Genomic DNA, 19192 nt, shown 5'->3' on the forward strand with positions numbered 1-19192 from the left:
CACGCATATGTGGAATCTTCAAATAGAGAATATTGCCGGGATCAAATCCGGTAGTGCGACTCTCGAACAGGGGACAAACGTCGTACAGGCGTCAAACTTCCAAGGAAAATCTAGCTTGCTGAAAGCTATCCAAACAGCGATGGGAACAACCGGGAAGGATGAACGTACTCACCCCCTCACAGAAGGGCAGACTGAAGGGTACGCCGAATTAGACACCGGCAATAACACCTACCGAGGAGAGCTCTCTCGCGAAGGCCGCTCGGTGATCAGGTCTGGAAACCCGTATCTGACAGAGGACACCGATATCACCTGCGCTTACCTCTTTGCTTTCCTCGGTGAAGATAATCCCATCCGCTCCGCGGTGAAGGAGGGTAATAACGAGCGCCTGACAGAGCTTCTGATGGAGCCGCTTAATGTCGAAAAGATCGATGCCCAAATTGCGGAACTCCAGAATGAGAAAAACAGTATCGAGAACGACATCAAGGAGGCCGAGAGAGCAAACAAGAAGCTCCCGAAAGCACAAGAAGAAGTCACGAGACTCGAAAAAGAACTCGAGGAGGCCCGCGAACGAAAGGATGAATTAGAAGAGCAGGTCGACGAAGATAGCGAGCAGAAGGAACTCAGCGACAAACTGAGCGAAAAACGCTCGCGTCTGAACAATACCAAGAATACGATCAAGAAGCTCGAATCACGAATTGAACGGAAGAAATCCACTCTCGAAGACAAACAGGACGAGTTGGACGATCTCGATATCCCTTCTGAACCGAAGATCAACACGGACATCCACGAAAAGGAGGAACGTATCAACGAACTCGATCTTCAGATTGACCTCCTCCGGAGAGTCCACAGTGTGAACAAGCAGGTCCTCGACGACGAAGAAGTGGAACTTGTGAGCGATGTCGAGCACGGTATTGACGGCGACAAGGTCGTCTGCTGGCTGTCTGGTGACACCACCACCGTCGACCAGATCGAAGAACAACTGAGGCAACTCAACGAGAAACGGCTTGAACTCCGCGAGGAGAAATTCGAACTCGAAAGCGAAGTCGACGAAATAGAGAAGAAGAAGCGAACGATTCGGACGAAAAAGCGAAAGCGCGACAAACTCGAAGATAAGATCGGAAACCTCAAACTAGACATCCAAGAGGACGAACAGGAGTTAGAGCAAGCGGAAGACCGAGTTGAAGACCTCCGAGAGGAGATCGAAGAGTTAGAGAGCCAGTACGAAGAGGTCCAAGAGGATCTCAACGAGGACCTGACCGACGTACGGACGGAGATTGGCTCTCTGGAAACACAGCTCAAGAACAGCCGAGAAGACCTCGAGGAACTCGACGAAGCCGCAGGCGAAGCGGATGACCTGAGAGATGAACTCGATACCGTCAAAGAGGAGATCGCAGACCTTCGCAACCGTCGCGACCGCAAGCACAAAGAGTTTGAATCTCTCTTCGAGACCGCGATGGACAACATGCTCGACCAGTTCGCTCCTGGCTTCGAAACAGTGCGGCTTGACCGCCGCGTCAACGAGGATGGATCGACCAAGGAATTCGAACTTACCGTCGTGAGAAACAGTCAGGACACGTCTGTCGAGAACCTCAGCGAAGGGGAAGTCGAACTCATCGGGTTCGTAACCGCCCTCGCAGGACATCAAGCGTTCAACGTGGACGAGATCGTCCCGGTTATCCTCGTCGACGGCATCGGACAGCTCGCTGCGGAACACATCAAGGGACTCACCGAGTTCCTTGAGGGAGCGAGCGACATGCTGGTGACCACCGCATATCCAGAAGCAGGCGACTTCGGAGGGAATTCGCTGTCCCCCGATGATTGGGATGTGGTTTCTGACGAGGAAGTAAGCCTCGCGTAAGCGAGACAGTCCATCTCCCGTTGTATTAAAGTGACGTTTCAGCGACTTATACTCCGATATACAGCGAAATCCACTGACTCAGAGACTTCTGAAACGCCCTTAGGGTGTTTCAGAGATGAGTGGTCGTCGGCGTCCGTGACAAGGACGCCGGCGACTACAATCTGTACGTGACGAATTTGACGAGGAAGTAAGCCTCGCGTAAGCGAGACAGTCCATCTCCCGTTGTGTTAAAGTGACGTTTCAGCGACTTATACTCCGATATACAGCGAAATCCACTGACTCAGAGACTTCTGAAACGCCCTTAGGGTGTTTCAGAGATGAGTGGTCCGTCAGCGGGACTCGGTCGCTAGATACGAAGCGGTTCCGCGTCGTCGGCGTCCGTGACAAGGACGCCGACGACTACAATCTGTACGTGACGAATTTGACGGGGAAAGAGTTCTTTTTGGCGGATTTAGCGCAGATCTACCGATGTCGGTGGGAGGTTGAGTTGTTGTTCCGTGAGTTGAAGACGCAGTACGAATGAGATGAGTTCGACACGAGAAACGAACACGTAGTAAAGATCCTACTGTATGCAGCGCTGCTGTCGCTGCCTGTAAGCTGCGATTTATTCGGTCTAGTGACTGAGCAGGCGGATGAGAAGTTCGTGTTTCCGATAGAGTGCTGGGCGGCGACCTTTCGGTCGCACGCCCAGCTCATCCTCCACAAACTCGGTGAATACCTCGGCTACTCACCACTGCCGCTGCTTGAACAACTGATAGAAGACGCTCAAATGATCCACAAGCAGCGACCGATCTTACAAGAGACGCTCGCTACCGCTACACAACCGAGGTGTGAGTCTTAATTGAAGACGGATGCGTACGCTGCAACAGCTATTGGAGGCATCCTGTTCGCTTGTGAGGAACGGGATAGCGTGAAAGCACTGGCGGGCTGTGCTCTTGGTATAATTATGAGGGGAAAGACTACTGTGGTTCTCGGCAGTATCCAGCCGGCAAGAACCAGCATAGAATCGGCGATGACTCGCTTTTGAAGAGGAAGAATGCTACGCTGAATGTGTTCCTTACAGGGGAACGGACCGATCTCATTGAAACGGGGGAGTCAGAATTGGGATTTAATTTCGACATACAGCGCAGGAGCCACAGTCGATCTGTAGTAGCGTTTGCAACTAATTGCGCATCGGATCGCACGTCATCGTGCGATCAAGTGCCTGAAGACGTGCAAACGCTACTATAATGACTGGCACTGTGCTGTAAGCCATCCGAACACTTTACTATGCCCAAACAGTGACTTGGGATATGTCGGATGAAGCTGCTACGGGCCAAAGAGGGGGAGAGTACGTGTATGATGCACTCGTAGACGCGGGCGTCGGGACCCTGGTGGGCCTCCCGGGAACGCAAACCCTGCCGCTCGATCAAACGGTCGCACGTCGTGATGACATCGCGTACGTTATGGCACGGCACGAAACCGCGATACCCCACATCGCGTGGGGCTACTACGAGGCAAGCGGCGATGTCGCGGCGACGGTAACTGTTCCGGGACCGGGAGATACCAACGCCGCACACGGACTCAAGAACGCCTACGACGATAACGTCCCGATAATTCATATCTCGGCCGATGCCTCCCCCGAAGAGTTCGGGAAACATCCGATCCACGAAATCGATCCTGGGACGTTCGACAACGTGGTAAAAGCCAACATCAACGTCGAAAAGCCGTCACAGTTGCGAGCGGAGGTACGGCGCGGTATCGAAATCGCGCTTACGCCTCCGTTCGGTCCCGTCAGACTCGGTATCCCGAGCGAGTTCCTCGCGAGTGAGGTTGTGTCCCCGGACGCGTCAGTCTCCCCGGAACGAGTGGAGTACGCAACCGAAACGGCGCGTTCGGCGGCCGTCGAACTCCTCGCGGAGTCCCGGCGTCCGGTACTCTACGTCGGGGGCGGAGCACGGCGCTCTGAGGCTGGACCGGCGGCCGTAGCGGCGGTGGCCGACCGTCTGGACTCGCCGGTTGCCGTCTCGGTCAAGGGAAAAGGGGTGTTTCCGGAAGACGACTCCCGGTATCTCGGTTCGACGGGCGGTGATTTCCCCGCGGGCGCTCGGGATGTTCTCGAAGCGGCGGACGTTGTACTTGCGATCGGATGCGATTTCGATGGTCCGAACACGGCGAACTGGTCGCTCCCGATGGGGGACGAACTGATCCATATAAACCTTGATCCGACCGAAATAGACGTCTCGTACGATACCGACATCGGGATCGTCGGCGACGCGGGAAGAGTTTGTTCGGCTATCGCCGAGAATCTTGAGGACCGAGACGGTGCCGAAACGTGGAACGGCCGTCAACTTGCGACGGCCGTCCGCGAAGAGTACCGGGACGAACTCCGTTCTCGGGGCCTCCTCGAGGATTCGACACCGCTTGGCACACCGGCAATAATGCGAGCGGTTCGGGAGACAATCCCGGACGAGACGGTCGTGACGACCGATATCGGTGCTCATCGTGTCTGGAGTCGGAATTCGTTCCCCGTGTATGAACGAAAGAAGTACGTCACTGCAGGGTCGTGGGCCGGTATGGGAGTCGGTCTTCCGAGTGCGATCGGGGCGAAACTGGCACGACCTGAGCTCCCGGTCGTCTGTCTTTCAGGGGACGGCAGCCTACTGATGTGTACACAGGAACTTCACACAGCGGCCGAGTACGACCTCGACGTGACGCTCGTCCTCTTTAACGATGCAGATTACGGCGCCATCAGTAAATCGTCGAAACTGGATGACGAGGCCGGAAATCGGCGGTTCTCGTGGTCGTCGCCGGATTGGATTTCCGTCGCCGAAGGATTCGGCTGTCGAGGCCGTCGTGCGAGTACGCGCGCAGAGGTGATAGATGCCGTCGAGTGGGCGCTCGACGCTGACGGTCCAACGCTTATCGATATCGCCGTCGATCCCGATGAACCGACGCCGTACGATGCCGCAGAGTACGAGACCGACATCGATCCGACGGCATACTGACAGGAATTATCTCATCTGGACGTACCGTTCCTCTCTGGCGAACATTTATCTGTTCGGGGGAAACTACATGAATATATGGCACAATCGGACTCCGAAACGATCCGCTCGGTGGAAATCGCCTGTACCGTGATCGCGACGCTCCAGGAGTTAGACGGCGGCGGTATCACGGAGATCTCGAATCGAACCGGCCACTCCAAAAGTACGATCTACGACCACCTCCGGACGCTAGAAGCGAACCAACTCGTCGTGAAGGAAGACGATCAGTACCGATTGAGCGTCCGGTTCCTCGATGTCGCCTCCCACGTTCGCGACCAGTTTGGGAACTACGACGTCATCCGCGACGAACTCGACAAAGCCGCCGAGGAAACCGGGGAGATCGTTCAGTTCGGCATGGAGGAACACAAAAAAGTCGGCTACCTCTACAAGGCGCAGGGCGACCGGGCCGTACAGACGATCTCGAGCGTCGGAACCTACCAACCGATGCACTCGACGGCGCTCGGGAAGGCTCTCCTCGCTCAGTTCTCCGACGAGCGAGTACACAAGATACTCGACCGGCAGGGGATGGAACGGCGGACGGAGAACACGATCACCGATCGCGAGGAACTGTTCGAGGAACTGGCGGACGTTCGCGACCGGGGGTACGCCATCGACGACCAGGAGAACATCCGTGGTCTCCGATGCATCAGCGTCCCTGTCGGTTCGGACGATACCATCCTCGGCGCAGTCAGCGTCTCGGGGCCGTCGAGTCGGTTCAATCAGGATCGGCTCCACGAAGAGCTACCGAAACTCATGAAGAACACGGCGAACGTCATCGAACTCAACACCAAGTACTCGTAACCGAGCGAACTGTTGACGGCCGATCACCTGTCAGGGTTCCCGAAGCTTAATAATAGTGGCGTCTGGTCTCTCGAATATGCGAGTTACTGACGTGGAGATTATCCCCGTTGCACACCGTGAACCCCGGCTGCGAAATTCTTGGGGGGGTCACAGCGACGTGGCCGCCAGAACGATCGTTCGCCTCACCACCGCCGACGGCTTTGTCGGTGTGAGCGAGACGTACGGCGACGAACAGGTGATCTCTGATCTTAATCGGAGAAGCGAACTCGTCGAGGGAATGGATCCCTACGAACGGAAGCCACTCGAACTACAGCTGCAGGACCCGATGACCTTCGGCGCATTCGAAACTGCGCTGTACGATCTAATCGGCCGGGTCCACGGCGAGCCGGTCTACTCGCTGCTCGGTGGTGCGGTCCGCGACGAGGTCGAGTTCTCGGGGTACCTCTTTTACAAACACGAGGACGCCGACCCCGAGAGCGCCGCCGTCGCGGGGGGCGAGGTTATGTCTCCTGAGGCGATGGTCGACGAGGCGAGAGCGTTCGTCGACCGGGGCGGATTCGAGGTGCTGAAACTGAAAGGTGGCGTACTCGAACCCGACGAGGAGCTGCGGACGCTCGAACTCCTCGCCGAGGAGTTCGGCCGCGACACCCCGCTTCGAATCGACCCTAACGGAACGTGGAGCGTCGAGACGGCGATACGCGTCGCTCGCCGGCTACGCAAGTCTGATCTCACCGTCCAGTTCCTTGAGGATCCGGTTCCGACGATGCACGCTCACGCCCGACTGAAGCGTCAGATCGATTTCCCGGTCGCGACCAATATGTACGTCGTCGACTTTGAGGAGATCGCTCCCGCTGTCGAGGCCGACGCCGTCGATGTCGTCCTGAGTGACCACCACTACTGGGGTGGTCTCTCCGGCAACGTCGACCTCGATCGGATCGCCCGCACGTTCGACATCGGCGTCGGGATGCACTCGAACTCTCATCTGGGTGTGAGTATGGCGGCGATGACGCACGTGGCGACGGCGATGCCGACGCTGCGGTACGCCTGCGATACCCACTATCCGTGGATGACCGACGACGTCGTTTTGCGACCGTTCGAGTTCGAAAACGGCCGTCTCGAACCCCGCGACGAGCCTGGTCTCGGCGTCGAAATTGACGAGGACGAACTCGAGCGACTCCATGAGAAGTATCGGGAATCTGACCCGCTCGCGTACTCGTCGGTGGAGTCGATGGCGGCCGAATACGCCGACGCGATGTCCGACATCGGCAGAACGGACTGGCTCCCGAACAAGCCACGATGGTGACGGACAGCGGAGTGACGGTTCTCACGTACCGGTAAGATGCTCGGTGGACGTCTCTCCAGTCAACGGCTGATCGTCACCGCTGCCGCGGTGGGAAATAAGGGGACCGCCATCCTGATGGCGACGGTGATGGCGGTCTACATCGGACGAGACGGTACGCCGCTGGCGGTGAGCCTCGTGTTCTCTGTCTTCTTCCTCGGACAGATGGTGTTCGCCCCTGTGTGGGGCGCGATCGCCGACGTCACCGGCCGTCGCAGGGGCGTTCTCATCGCATCGTCGGCGCTGGCGGCGCTGGCGATTCCGCCGCTTACCATCGTTGAGGGCGTCTGGGGGCCACTCGCCTTCCGAACACTGTTCGCGGTGTTCGCCGCCGGATTCCTACCGGTGATGTTCACGATTATGAACGAACGCGGCGGGACGACGAACCGAGGGCGTGAGGTGGGACTGTTCGGGAGCGCGGCCGCGATCGGATCGATGTTCGGTCGCTCGGCGTCTGGTCCGCTTATTGACCTGTTCGTCAGGGAGTCCGTCTATATTCTCATCGCAATCCTGGGTGCCTTCGTCGTCGTCGCGTGCCTCTTCGTCGAGGATCCGACGCCGAACGACCGGGAGACCGAGACGGGCGAGCCGTTCGTGACGGCTGTACGGGACCGACTGACCCCCACACCGAGCGGCGGTACTACCCACCTTCACGTTAACGGACTCCACTGGCTGTACGTTGCCTCGTTTCTCCGGAACACGACGGTTCTCGGGGTGACGAGCCTGCTGCCGGTGTATTTCGTCTCGAATCTTGCGCTTTCGGCCGTCGTAATGGGCGTCATCCTCGCCATCAATCCCGCAGTGCAGGTGGTCGGAATGTACAGCTTCGGACGACTCTCCGACGTGCGAGGGCGAAAGCGAATAATCACTGGAGGACTCGTCGGGAGCGGCGCGTTCGCGCTCGTCGTGGCCGGGGCGTCATTTCTACCTACGGCCCCGGCTCGCGCCGTCGTCGCAGGGGCGGGGCTCATTATATTGGGAGTCGCCTATTCCGGGCTGCAGACAGGTGTGATCGCCTTCATCGGCGACGTCGCACCCGAGGAATACGAATCCGAACTCATCGGGTTCCGCTCTACGGCTCGCGGGTTCGGCGGCGTCGTCGGTCCTCCGCTGTTCGGCGTCGGCGCCACGTTCGTCGGCTACGAGGCGACGTTCGCGGTAGCAAGTCTCCTCTCTTTCGGGAGTGCGGTTCTCGTCGCCCGGCGTCTCGTGGAGAGTCACACTCCGGACGTCACCGGGGAACCCGTCGATTGATCCGGACTGTTGCCGTCTCTTCGCGATGCTCGCCGGTCTCGGGGGTGGCGAGTACCGTGAAAACGGTACAGCAGTCCGTCTGAGGGGAGACGCTGCCCCGATTACTCGTCTCCTTGCGCTGGGTTCGCGGGGAACATTTATGCGACCCACCGGAGTGTACTCTCCTGTGTCATCTGAACAGATACTGGTCCTTAGAGACGGGGTCCACGGCATTCCGATCGAACAGTACGCAGAAGCCATCGAGGAGCGAGTGCCGGACGCTGACGTCGTTCTCGCACGGAGTCGGCAGGAGGAGTTACGACTCGCTGCGGACGCGACGATCATTACGGACCGGGCCATCGACACCGAACTGGTCGAACGGGCCGAAGAGCTACGGCTGTTCTCGTGTATCTCGGCGGGCTATGGGCACCTGCCACTGTCCGAACTCGAGGACCGTGGAGTTGCGGTCACCAACGCATCCGGCGTCCACGGACCGAACATCGCAGAACAGGTCATCGGGTACGTATTGACGTTCACACGGAGGCTCCGTGAAGGCTGGCGTCGCCAGCAGTCCGCCGAGTGGCGTCATTACCAGGCGAGGGAACTCAACGGCTCGACGGTCACTGTGGTCGGACTCGGTGCGATCGGCACGGCAGTCGTCGAGCGTCTCGAGGGGTTCGACGTGGACACGATCGGTGTCCGGTACACGCCATCGAAAGGCGGCCCGACGGACCGGATTGTCGGATTCGAGTCCGAGGAGTTCGAGCCGGCACTCGGCGAGACCGATTATCTCGTCCTTGCCTGTCCGCTTACCGAGACCACGAACGGGTTGATCGGCGACGCCGAGTTGACGACGCTCCCGGCGGATTCGATACTCGTAAACGTCGGTCGGGGCGGGCTCGTCGAGACAGATGCGCTCGTCGACGCTCTTCGAGGTCACTCGATCAGGGGGGCCGCTCTCGACGTGACTGACCCCGAGCCACTTCCGGCGTCGCATCCGTTGTGGGAGCTCGAAAACGTCCTCATCACACCCCACATGGCGGGACATACGCCGAAATACTACGAACGATGTGCCGACATTCTCGCCCGGAATCTCGAGCGGATCCGGAAGCGCGGCGATTACACGAACCTCGAAAATCAGGTCCTAACGCCGGGGTAAGAACTCACTCGATCTGCGAGACGCCGTAGTCCTCGCCGAGTTCCGTCAGGGTCTCCCAGACTCCCTCTCCGATCGGGATCCCATCTTCGAGACGGCGCGTCTTCTTGCGGGCTTCGGGTTCGCCGGGCAACAGAATATCGTCGAAGTCACCCGTCGTGTCCATTCGTTTCAGATCGGCGGCCATCGAATCGAACCGGCTGATAAAGCTATCAAGGTTCGAGAACGCCTCGACGTCGATCGCACCGACGAAATGCCCGAGACCCTCCGGTTCCGTCATATCATCGTACATTGTCGGCACGTCGTTCCCGTACACTGTGTCCAGCAGAAGCCCGCAGAACGCGTCGACGACGAGCGCTAGTCCATATCCCTTTGGCCCGCTCATCGGTCGGAGCGCGTGGAACTGTTCCGGATCCGTGATCGGTTCGCCCTCCTCGTCTATCGCCCACTCCGGTGGGATATCCTCTCCTTCTTCCTGAGCTAGAATGACGCTTCCCTTGGCCGTCTCGCTCGTGGCCATATCGAGTGACACCGGGAAGTCGTCGTACGGGAACGCGAAGGCGATCGGGTTCGTCCCGAAGTACGGATCGGAGCCACCGAACGGGGTCACATTCGGCCCCGCGTGCGTCATCGCGATCCCAATATACCCTTGTTCGGCCGCGTAGTTGGTGTAGTACGACGCCGTGCCGAAGTGGTTGCTCCGACGGACGCCGACGAAGGCGGCTCCCGCCGTGTCAGCGCGTTCGATAGCCGCGTCCATCGCTCGCCGGGTGGCGACCTGTCCGGGACCGTTGTCGGCGTCGACAATAGCGGTGGCCTCGCCGTGGTCCGCGACGGTCGGATTCGGGTCACGATTCATTCCTCCCTTTTCGAGGCGCTCGACGTACGGATCGAGGCGGACGACCCCGTGCGTGTCGATCCCCCGGAGGTTGGCGTCGACGAGGCTATCTGCGACGATCGCTGCACAGTCCGGGTCGAGTCCCGCCTGATCCAGGACTGACGTCGCGAACGTCTCCAGCTTGTCTGCTTCGAGTCTACGGTCTGCTTCTGCGTTCTCAGCCATATACACACGGACGATTCTCCGTTTTTATCTTAAGATTTGGGGATGCCAAACCCGATCGCGTTCGGACACGCGCCCAGATGACTATCACTAGGAGGGGGGACGGTCGATGTTCGTTGCTCGGAAACGTCAGGTCGATCTTCGGGTGAATGGCGTGTGCTTTCAGCGGTCGAGCCGTGATGACCTGAATCTGAACTTATCTCATATTCAATCATTACTTTTTTATTGGTATAGTATAGACACCGAACCGGAATGCCAAAAGATACCATGGAGAGGCGGCAGGTGATGAAATACGCTGCCGCGCTTGGGCTGACGAGCATCGCAGGCTGCTCCGGTAACTCCGGCGGTGACGGCAGCGACGATCAGAGTGGATCGGATCCGGGGTCGGACGATCAAACTGAAGCAGATCAGGGGCCGGACATTCCCAACACGCTAGCGAGTTGGGACTTCATCAGCGTCGACGAACCGGCGCCGATCGACGAGCGGATCACCGGAGCCGAGTGGACTCCGCCAGAGTTCGACGAGGAAGCCGTGGCGGATTCGGTCAAGTACTTCAATATGGGATCGATGAAAAACGATCCGGCGACCGCGTGGTTCCAGGACCGGGTCGACGAGCGGACCGGCATCACCGTGGAACCGATCGTCGTTCCGTCGAAGCGGGCCACGCCGAAGATCACGACGGTCCTTTCCTCGCGGGCAGAGGAGCCGGCGATGATGCAGATCGACCGGCAGATGTATATGGACTTCGTCGAACCAGGATGGCTCGAACCGGTCGATCAGCTCTGGACGGAGGCCGCCTACGAGTACTTCCCGCAGGCGTTCTCGGCGGAGTTCGCCACCGATATGGACGTCACGGCCGACGAGCCGCACCAATATATTAGCGTCGCGATTGCCGAGGGTTCGGTCAAGAACTACCGTCCCGACCTCCTGCAGGAACTCGGCTTCGACGCAGACTTCCTCAAGCGGCCGACGTGGGAGGACGTCCGCGAAGTGTGTGAGGAAGCCGATTCGCAGGACGTCGACTACTACGGCCACGCTTGGTACGGCGGCGGCGTCCGTTACCCCTCCTACCCGTGGATGCTGAAGGTGTGGTCGCAGGGCGAGCGAATCGTGCAGGACGGTGAGGTCATCTTCAACAGCGACGCTGGCGTGGAGGCGCTCGAGTGGCAACGGCAGCTCATCGAGGACGGACTCGTCCCCGACGTCCTGTCGCTCGGACAGGGAGGTCCGGAGGACCTCTTCCTCGGTGGCGAGATCGTCGGGTACACGGGCGGGTCGAAAATGATCCCGCGCGCACTCGAACAACTGGGCGAGGCCGGCGAGGCATACGACCTCGGGCTTCCCGCCAAATACGGGTCTGACGGCGAACACGCGACGTTCCTCGGCACCGACACCATCTGCATAAACCGGTTCGCGCCGCCTGAAAAGAAGAAAGCCGCGCTGGTCTACATGGACGGCTGCCGGAGTGCCGAGGCGTCCGCACAGGAGTTCGTTCAGGAAGGTAACATGCCGGCCAACTCCGCTGCGTGGGACCTCGATATCGTCCAGTCGGAGGCGCCGTTCCAGGAGATCCCGCAGGAATCTATCGAGAACGCGCGCGAGGGGCTGTGGCCCCGACAGATCCAGACGATTGAGGTGCTCGTCGCGGAACTGCAGGCAGCGTGGGCCGGACAGAAATCGCCGCAAGAAGCGCTCGACGACGCACAGGCGGAAGTCGACGGAATCCTGCAGCAGAACTGACCTGCTCTCCGCTATTGTCTCTCTCGCACGAACTGATTCTTTTTGCGGCTGTCTGTGTCGGTCACAGCCGTACGCCCAGCAGAACCGTTTCGCCGGCAGCGTCGCAGACGTCCCGTTCTCGCGCCAGAAACTGTGTCGCAACTGATGGGGAGTATCGTCTCCGTCAATCGATGCTCGCCGTCCCGTCCGACGAGAATGCGATCCGGATGGACGATCATCTCGCTGAACTGTGGGGCGGTTTCTCTGTCTGAGACCCATCTTGTCGTAATCCTGTCACAAAGATTTATTTACCTACTGCTAATGAAGCGAAATGGACACAGATAATGAGCTACGAAAACGTCAAAAGCGGGCTCCGTAGCGTCGCCTTTACCGTGACGACTCCGTTCGACGAAGAGGGCGAGAACGTACGGTACGACGTCCACAAAGAGAACGTTCGTGCTATCGAGGACGCCGGCGCGGAACTGTTCGTTCCGTGTGGGAACACCGGCGAGTACTATTCTCTCTCGAACGCCGAGCGAGCAAACGTTGTCGAGGCGACGGTCGAAGCGGTCGACGAAAGTAGTACGGTCGTCGCCGGTGCCGGTGGCAGCACAAAGAACGTACAGCAACTCCTGGGCGAGTACGAGTCGATCGGGGTCGACGCGGGGATGATTATGCACCCGGCCCACACGTACCTCCACAAAGAGGGGATCTTCCAGTACTACGATGACATCGTGAAGTCGACCAATCTCCCGATCGTTCTCTACAAACGGGGGCCGGAGCTTTCCGACGACGTCATCGCGAGACTGGGCCAGCGAGAGAACGTCGTTGGCGTCAAATACGCGGTGAATGACATCGGGGCGTTCTCCAAAGCGATTACGGCTACAGACGCTGATCTCGTCTGGCTCGATGGAATCGCCGAGCGGTTCGCGCCGACGTTCGCTCTGGAGGGAGCAGAAGGGTTTACCACTGGCATCGGTTCGTTCGTCCCGAAACCGACACTGGAACTACAAGACGCTCTCAGAAACGAACAGTGGGAGCGCGCGCGTGGAATCCGGGACCTGCTCCGCCCCTACGAGGATCTCCGGCAAGAGGCCGGCTCTGAGAACCCGTTCGGCGCGGCGAACAATATTCCCGCAGTCAAATACGGGATGGAGCTCGCCGGCCTATACGGTGGACCGGTGCGCGAGCCGCTCGTGGAACTCGATGATCAGGACAAAGAGCGCGCCGAGGAGTATTACGACCGAATCTCCTCGACGTTGGAGACAGCGAACTTCAGCGACTGATATAGTAGCGTTTGCACGTCTTCACTCGCCCGATCGCACGACAGCGTGCGGCGGACGAGCAATCAGTTGCAACCGCTGGCAGATACCGTCAGAAACGAGTCTGTGACGCATTTCGTCACCACGAAATGGCGAATCTCTTGATACGGGTGGCCGGCTCTGATGGGATGAAAGCCTGCTAAGTCCCCAGCGTGCGTGGAAGGTATGGGGGTGGTCAAAGGCCTATGATTCAACAGCGTCTCAGAACGCGTGGCTCTGATTGGCCTACCTGCCAAGGACGCACTATCATGGGAGGCCGAATAGGTGTGGCTCTGCTTTGTTGAATTCGATGACGGCGTCGGGATCACTGTTTGAGAGCCTGTTCGAGGTTGTAGACTGCGGCGGTCACCACGAGTTCGCGGAACTCGCGGTGCCACATGCAAGGGTGGACAGTGGGGCCGAATCGACGCTTGATGGTCGAAAAGGCGGTCTCGGCCATCTAGCGCTGGCCGTATCACTCGCTGTCCAACCGTGCGTTGTGTGCGTGATCGTACGCAGCAAACAGCCGTTGACGCAGCAAGGGCGGGACGCCCGCTGACCAGAGGGCGTCCCGGTGCAATTGGTCGTCATAGCCCTTGTCGCCGGCGAGACTCTCGATTTTCTCGGTGTTACGAAGGGCGGCTCGACGGCCAGTTTGGGTGTCGTGCGGCCAGTGTGCCGAGCAGTGAATATCGATGATGGCACACGAATTTGTATCAACGAGGGCCGTCGTTTTGAGCGTGCGTATGTGGCGATCCGAGCGGTGTTGGTAGTGTCTCGATGCCGTTTCGCGGTCGAAGAATGTGGCATCGATGGCACCGTGCGAACCCGGATCGCAGATGGTCGCGGACTCACGAAGGAACCCACGCCATATCGACATGGGCACCCTCTCAAACGACCGATACAGCGTTGAGGGTGCGGGAAATGCCGTCCGCGCCAGCTGTAACAGCCCGCGAACTCGACCCATTTCACTCGCCCAGTCCACGATTTCGCGGTACGTCGCGTCCATGTGAACCCGCAAAAAGTGGAGCGTCACATGCTTCCAGCCGGGAAATCCGTGGCCAGTCGGATCACTCACCGCCGTTGGACTGGCGGCACAGCGCTTTTGAGCCAGCGACGCGGCTTGCTTAACGAAGCGGAAAAGTAGGGTAGTCACATTCGACTCTTCCGCTTCGCTACTACCTTCAGAGCGACGCTATCCCGCCGCCTTCTGCGGATTCAACAGAGCAACCTCGACGGAACGCGCGTTTGGATACGGTGGGATCGGTGCGGTCCTCGGTTCGAAGAACGTGAAGGATGTCCACCTTCGGGGGCGACTCGCCGCCCGACATCGAGATCCCGGCCGGACAGATGGAGATCCACCGCGAGGCGGCAACGGACGATCGCGTGATGAAAGAGCAGGGGACGGTTGCGGTGATGGATTTGGCGAATGAGGTGAACGGACTGCCGTCGTATTACTTCTCCGAGCAGTCGTTCGAGGGGGCAGAGGGAATCAACGGCGAGGCTGTCGCCTCGAAAAAATACAAGAAAGGAACGTGTTCTGCGTGCGTCTTTGCGTGCAAACTGCTGACGCGAGACGAAGAACGGGGCATCGAGACGGAGGGCCCGGAGTTCGGGGTGGCGATGGCGTTCGGATCGAATCAGGGCGTCGACGATATCGTGCACATGATGAAGTCTAACCGGATGTATGACATTTACCGACTCGATGCCATCTCGACCGGAAACGTCGTCGCCGCGTACCTTGCGGCCGAAGACGAGTTCGGTAACAGAGAACCCGTCTGGGATCTCGTCGAGCAGATCGCCCACCGCGAGGGTGTCGGCGACGCCCTCGCTGGCGGCATCGATCGCGTACACGGGGAGCTGGGTATCGACAACTGGTCGGTGAAGGGTATGGACTTTACCGCTCACGAGGGGCGCGTCTTTCACGGTCAGGGGCCCTCTTACGCCGTCGCGAACCGCGGTGCGGATCACATGTACGCGACGTTCTACTCCGGTTGAGTATTCTCTCGTCCCGCAAGAGCAGGCGGTCGATCCGGAGGGAACGCTCGGCAAGGCCGAGACGCTGATCGAACGGGAGAATCTGATTGCACTCAACGACAGCGGCGTCGTCTGTAATTTCTCGCGGGACTATATGACTCCCGAGCGGTACGAGATGCTGTTCGGGATCGACTACGAGGAACTCCTCGCGGTGGATGGGCGAACCGTCACGTTGGAACGGCACTTCAACAACCGCTTGGGCTTCGACGGGGACGACGACAGGCTCCCGTACGACCTCCCCGACTTCGAGGCGCCCCTCGACGTGTACTACGACTCGCGCGGGTGGACCGAACAGAGAGTCGTACCCGAGGCGCAAGTGCCCAAAACTGAGAGGGAGTCCCGTACGTCTCGAGACTCGATTGACATACCGTGCAGTTAGTCGTGTTGCCACAGCCACGATAATTCCGCGGAACGTCTCGTATATCCGGATCGATAGTGGACAAATTTATTATGGTCCGCAAAGGAGGAGTAGATACCATGGGTGTTGCTAACAGAATAGCAGAAACCTACGAGAAGCTGTTCAACCGACAGACCGGACCGGAAGATATCGGACCAGTACGAGAGTTCATCAACGACCACTTCATGGGGGTCGTGTTGTTCCTCCCTCTACTGGTGCTCGGGGGACTCGTGGTGCTCCCGCTCTGGTACCTCCTCTATTCGAGCGTTCACCGGACGGGACGGTACGTCCAGGGAACGCAGTTCGTCGGACTGGAGAACTACATCCAGGCGTTCAACGATCCGATGTTCTGGATGACGCTCCAGCACTCGACGCTGTACGCAGTTGGGTCGGTTGTGATCGCGTTCCTCCTCGGACTCATCAGTGCGCTCGCGATCAATCAGCTACGAAACGAACGGTTACGGAGCACGTTCACCGTTCTTATTCTACTCGCGTGGGCAGTCCCGCTGGTCGTCACCGGACTGATCTGGCGGTTCATCCTCAACGCGAACTACGGAATTGCGAACGCCTTCCTGATACAGGCGGGACTGATCACAGAGAGCATCGGGTTCATCACTAGCTCGACGCCGGCCTTCCTCGCGATCATCGTTGTGGACGCGTGGGCCCGGGCGCCGTTCGCCACAATCATCCTCCTCGCGGGGCTCCAGACGATTCCGGAGGACCTCTACGAGGCAGCACGGATCGACGGAGCGACGGACTTCCAGATGTTCAAAGACATCACCCTCCCGCACCTCAAACCCTCTGCGGGCGTCGCACTCCTCATTATGTCGATGTTCGCGTTCCGCACGTTCTCGGTCGTGTTCGCGCTGACTCAGGGCGGGCCGAGTAACGCGACCGAAGTCCTGGCGACGTACATCTACCGAACCGGTATCGGTCAGGGACGGCTCGGCTACGCCGCCGCGCTGTCTGTGATTATGATCCTGATCACGCTCGTGTTCGTGACCTTGTACGTCAAACGAATACAGCAAGAAGCGCTCGAAACCGCATAACTGGAGATAACACAATGGCACTACTGGACACATTCGTCAGTTCGGATCGCCGATACGAGATCAGTCAACAGATTGCGAGCGTCGTCAAGTCCCGATACTTCATCATCGGGGTCTTACTACTTATCACGCTGTACTTCACGTTCCCCATCTACTGGACGTTCGTGTCGTCGATTAAAACTCTCGAAGGGATTCATCGATTCCCCCCGACGCTCATCCCGCAGGACACGATCGTTCCCCTCTGGCAGAACTACGTCGATATCTGGGTGCAACGTAACTTCGATAGCTACACGATCAACAGCCTCGTCATCGCGGTCTCGACCACGGTGATCGTGATGTTCTTCGGGACGCTCGCCGGATACGGGTTCTCGCGCTTTCGGTTCCCGTACGACGATTACGTCTTCATCGGTATCCTCGGCGCTCGCCTTCTCCCGCCGATCGGGATGCTGGTTCCGTTCTTCACCGTCTTCGGCGACTTAAACCTTCTCGACACGCGGATCGCATTAATCGTCGTGTACACGTATATGAACCTGCCCCTCGTGGTCTGGCTGATGCGAAACTTCTTCGTCTCGATTCCGTCTGATCTCGACGAAGCGGCCTATATCGACGGCGCGACCCGATTCCAGACGTTCAAGGACATCATCCTGCCGCTCGCTCGGCCGGGGATTGCCGCATCCGCCATCCTTGTGTTCTTGTTCTCCTGGCGCGAGTTCCTGTTCGCGCTCGTCCTGACCGTCTCACCCTCCGCGCGGACGCTTCCGGTCGGATCCGTCCTGTTCGTCGAAGACGTCGTCACGCTCTGGAACTATCTTGCTGCTGCCGGATTCTTGGCGATGCTCCCGGCGCTTCTCTTCGTCATCCTGTTCCAGCGCCACATCGTCAGCGGCCTCACTGCCGGCGCGGTCAAGGGATAATACCGTTCCCCGCTCTCTATCCTTCACCTCGGCGCCGCGTTCCGTCGCTTGTTTCGCTTGAAGACAATCACGCCGGTCGAATAGAGACGTCCCAGCTACGGCCGACGTGTCCTGCCTTTTCAGTAGTTGCCGAACCTAGCTGAGACTCTTCACGCTAGGCTACGTTGGTTGACCAATAGTCCAGACAGTTGAGGCGAAACAGGTCTGTCGTGCTGTGTCGACGGTCCTGTTTCCGGAACTGGAATTCGGCGTCAAACCGTGCGGTGAGTACACGAGAGAGGATTTCTGCGGAATCCTTTCTCGCATCGCTTTTGAGCAGGATCTCGCAAATACTGGCAGGAAAACGCTCCAGCTTGACCGTAGCGAGCAAGTGGACGTGACGTCTACTTGTTCGGAATCCTCTCGCCAAATCGTTGCTGTACCACTTGCGAAATCTCTCGACAGATGCCATTAACGATCAATTCGATGGCGTTCGAGATCGACTGTTCGAAGCCCTCCGATCACGGCGCGGACTTCCTCCATTCGTCGATGTTGCCATCGATCTCCATAAGTGGCGATTCTACGGCTCTGCCGACACTGACCACGTAATTACGACGTATCCTGCTCTGGGAACGAATAGAGCGTTTTGCTTCGCAACGTTGTGTATCGTTGCGCCACACACTTGATTTACCCTTGACGTGATACCAATAGACGCGAACGGCTTTCGCGCCAAGCGCGAAGCCGTTCGCTCTTTGCTCGAAACGGCTCAACAGTATGTCTCAATTCGACATGTGAACCTCGACCGTGGATTCTATCAAGTTCACGTCGTTGCAGAGTTAGATCGGCTCGATGTCGGTTATATCGTGCGTGCGCGTCAGAGTAGTGAAATGAAAAGACGTCTTAGCGCTGGCGCTGAGGCGGTCGCTGACGAGTATACGATGCAGCGAAAGCGCAAACCAACGGCGTCAGTAGATGTCACGGTCTTTGCGGTTCCGCACCGCACAAGCGAAGACGATAACATATGGTTCGTGATAAGTTCGGACGTAGATACGTCGACAGCGAAAGCGTACGCGGCGGCGTTTCGCCGCCGCTGGGGAATCAAAACATCATATCGACAGATCGGTGATCTTCTTCCGAGAACCTCGTCGCCAACGTTCTCTGAGAGGTTATTCTACTTTTTATTCGCGGTGTCGCTGTATAATCTGTGGGTGTTAGCCAACGTCCTAGCCGCACCTAGAACAGGTCCAAAGACACCACAGATCTCAACACGGATCTTCCGTAGATTGGTTCTCTCGACAGAATACGGCTGAGTACGTACTCGGATTCGAC

Annotated in this window: 12 protein-coding genes and 3 pseudogenes; 13 read left to right on the forward strand and 2 right to left on the reverse strand. The window is 58.5% G+C overall.

The genetic code is table 11. The features are described from left to right. The first annotated feature begins 7 nt into the window (after nucleotides 1-7). The 7 genes and pseudogenes from Hrr1229_RS17380 (at nucleotide 8) to Hrr1229_RS17410 (ending at nucleotide 9413) form a co-directional block, all read left to right on the forward strand. Nucleotides 8-1858 (forward strand): archaea-specific SMC-related protein, encoded by a 1851-nt coding sequence (locus Hrr1229_RS17380; RefSeq protein ID WP_123115196.1) that lies wholly within the window; start codon nucleotides 8-10, stop codon nucleotides 1856-1858. 331 nt (nucleotides 1859-2189) lie between these two features. Then, nucleotides 2190-2699 (forward strand): annotated as a pseudogene (locus tag Hrr1229_RS17385) (transposase); the annotation flags it as partial. Between the two features lie 451 nt (nucleotides 2700-3150). After that, nucleotides 3151-4845, forward strand: a complete 1695-nt coding sequence (locus tag Hrr1229_RS17390) for a thiamine pyrophosphate-binding protein (protein ID WP_123115197.1) — start codon at nucleotides 3151-3153, stop codon at nucleotides 4843-4845. Between the two features lie 75 nt (nucleotides 4846-4920). Further along, nucleotides 4921-5682, forward strand: a complete 762-nt coding sequence (locus Hrr1229_RS17395; RefSeq protein ID WP_123115198.1) for an IclR family transcriptional regulator — start codon at nucleotides 4921-4923, stop codon at nucleotides 5680-5682. 55 nt (nucleotides 5683-5737) lie between these two features. After that, nucleotides 5738-6985 carry an enolase C-terminal domain-like protein gene (locus Hrr1229_RS17400; protein WP_158606102.1) on the forward strand — a complete coding sequence of 416 codons (1248 nt, stop codon included), beginning with the start codon at nucleotides 5738-5740 and terminating at the stop codon, nucleotides 6983-6985. A 126-nt stretch (nucleotides 6986-7111) separates the two neighbouring features. Next, the gene (locus Hrr1229_RS17405; protein WP_176329448.1) at nucleotides 7112-8275 is read left to right on the forward strand and encodes an MFS transporter; all 1164 of its coding nucleotides are present in this window, start codon (nucleotides 7112-7114) and stop codon (nucleotides 8273-8275) included. A 166-nt stretch (nucleotides 8276-8441) separates the two neighbouring features. Continuing rightward, nucleotides 8442-9413, forward strand: a complete 972-nt coding sequence (locus tag Hrr1229_RS17410) for a D-2-hydroxyacid dehydrogenase (RefSeq protein ID WP_123115201.1) — start codon at nucleotides 8442-8444, stop codon at nucleotides 9411-9413. 4 nt (nucleotides 9414-9417) lie between these two features. Here the strand turns inward: Hrr1229_RS17410 and Hrr1229_RS17415 are convergent, their stop codons facing one another. Beyond that, nucleotides 9418-10473 (reverse strand): Ldh family oxidoreductase, encoded by a 1056-nt coding sequence (locus Hrr1229_RS17415; RefSeq protein WP_123115202.1) that lies wholly within the window; start codon nucleotides 10471-10473, stop codon nucleotides 9418-9420. Between the two features lie 249 nt (nucleotides 10474-10722). Here Hrr1229_RS17415 and Hrr1229_RS17420 point away from each other — a divergent pair, with 249 nt between their 5' ends. Next, nucleotides 10723-12210 carry an extracellular solute-binding protein gene (locus tag Hrr1229_RS17420; RefSeq protein WP_123115203.1) on the forward strand — a complete coding sequence of 496 codons (1488 nt, stop codon included), beginning with the start codon at nucleotides 10723-10725 and terminating at the stop codon, nucleotides 12208-12210. 323 nt (nucleotides 12211-12533) lie between these two features. Then, nucleotides 12534-13475: a dihydrodipicolinate synthase family protein gene (locus Hrr1229_RS17425; protein ID WP_123115204.1), complete on the forward strand. Its 942-nt coding sequence runs from the start codon at nucleotides 12534-12536 to the stop codon at nucleotides 13473-13475. 340 nt (nucleotides 13476-13815) lie between these two features. On the opposite strand, the pseudogene Hrr1229_RS17430 reads toward Hrr1229_RS17425, so the two are convergent. Beyond that, nucleotides 13816-14646, reverse strand: a pseudogene (locus Hrr1229_RS17430) (IS5 family transposase). A 73-nt stretch (nucleotides 14647-14719) separates the two neighbouring features. Between Hrr1229_RS17430 and Hrr1229_RS17435 the strand changes: the two are divergent. The 4 genes and pseudogenes from Hrr1229_RS17435 to Hrr1229_RS18330 form a co-directional block, all read left to right on the forward strand. Beyond that, nucleotides 14720-15906: pseudogene (locus tag Hrr1229_RS17435) on the forward strand (aldehyde ferredoxin oxidoreductase C-terminal domain-containing protein); the annotation flags it as partial. Between the two features lie 98 nt (nucleotides 15907-16004). After that, nucleotides 16005-16973 (forward strand): sugar ABC transporter permease, encoded by a 969-nt coding sequence (locus tag Hrr1229_RS17440; RefSeq protein ID WP_158606092.1) that lies wholly within the window; start codon nucleotides 16005-16007, stop codon nucleotides 16971-16973. Between the two features lie 14 nt (nucleotides 16974-16987). Then, nucleotides 16988-17884, forward strand: coding sequence for a carbohydrate ABC transporter permease (locus tag Hrr1229_RS17445; protein WP_123114972.1), 897 nt, complete (start codon nucleotides 16988-16990; stop codon nucleotides 17882-17884). Between the two features lie 677 nt (nucleotides 17885-18561). Continuing rightward, the gene (locus Hrr1229_RS18330) at nucleotides 18562-19173 is read left to right on the forward strand and encodes a transposase (protein ID WP_255212603.1); all 612 of its coding nucleotides are present in this window, start codon (nucleotides 18562-18564) and stop codon (nucleotides 19171-19173) included. Nucleotides 19174-19192: the final 19 nt, after the last annotated feature.

This window comes from Halorubrum sp. CBA1229 (assembly GCF_003721435.2).
GTDB lineage: Archaea > Halobacteriota > Halobacteria > Halobacteriales > Haloferacaceae > Halorubrum.

Excerpts from the sequence above, each read along its gene's own strand:
- Hrr1229_RS17380 (WP_123115196.1), top strand. The coding sequence starts at position 8 with ATGTGGAATCTTCAAATAGAGAATATTGCCGGGATCAAATCCGGTAGT.
- Hrr1229_RS17420 (WP_123115203.1), top strand. The coding sequence starts at position 10,723 with ATGCCAAAAGATACCATGGAGAGGCGGCAGGTGATGAAATACGCTGCC.
- Hrr1229_RS17405 (WP_176329448.1), top strand. The coding sequence starts at position 7,112 with ATGGCGGTCTACATCGGACGAGACGGTACGCCGCTGGCGGTGAGCCTC.
- Hrr1229_RS17425 (WP_123115204.1), top strand. The coding sequence starts at position 12,534 with ATGAGCTACGAAAACGTCAAAAGCGGGCTCCGTAGCGTCGCCTTTACC.
- Hrr1229_RS17445 (WP_123114972.1), top strand. The coding sequence starts at position 16,988 with ATGGCACTACTGGACACATTCGTCAGTTCGGATCGCCGATACGAGATC.
- Hrr1229_RS17395 (WP_123115198.1), top strand. The coding sequence starts at position 4,921 with ATGGCACAATCGGACTCCGAAACGATCCGCTCGGTGGAAATCGCCTGT.
- Hrr1229_RS17440 (WP_158606092.1), top strand. The coding sequence starts at position 16,005 with ATGGGTGTTGCTAACAGAATAGCAGAAACCTACGAGAAGCTGTTCAAC.
- Hrr1229_RS17415 (WP_123115202.1), bottom strand. The coding sequence starts at position 10,473 with ATGGCTGAGAACGCAGAAGCAGACCGTAGACTCGAAGCAGACAAGCTG.
- Hrr1229_RS17390 (WP_123115197.1), top strand. The coding sequence starts at position 3,151 with ATGTCGGATGAAGCTGCTACGGGCCAAAGAGGGGGAGAGTACGTGTAT.